Origin of the sequence: Streptomyces sp. P9(2023) (assembly GCF_032436795.1) — a bacterium.
In the GTDB taxonomy this organism is placed as follows: domain Bacteria; phylum Actinomycetota; class Actinomycetes; order Streptomycetales; family Streptomycetaceae; genus Streptomyces.
Genome location: NZ_JAUPWM010000679.1, coordinates 1 through 252, shown reverse-complemented (window position 1 = coordinate 252; position 252 = coordinate 1). Strand labels below are relative to the sequence as shown.

Here is a 252-nt window from a genome sequence, read left to right as displayed (position 1 = left end):
CAATATTCAATTCGCCAATATCGGCAATTTGCAAGTTGGAACGACTAACCTAGCGCCGAATGCGGTTACTGATGTTCAATTTGCTCAAAATGGTGGCGGTAGCGGGCCAAGAGAACTATACCTTACTTGTAATCACGGCTTAGGTTCTCCTAAAATCGAAATTAAGTTTAAAGGGGTGGTGCGCAATGTCGCATCTGAAACAGCGCAAACAAGTGTGGTTTTAACGGATATGAATAACGGTCAAGAACTGGA

General features: G+C 43.3%; 1 protein-coding gene. It reads left to right on the top strand.

Annotated elements, in window-relative coordinates; all coding sequences use genetic code 11:
• Nucleotides 1–252, top strand: a 252-nt coding sequence (locus tag Q5762_RS39095; RefSeq protein WP_315897075.1) for a hypothetical protein, incomplete at both ends; no start/stop codon positions are given.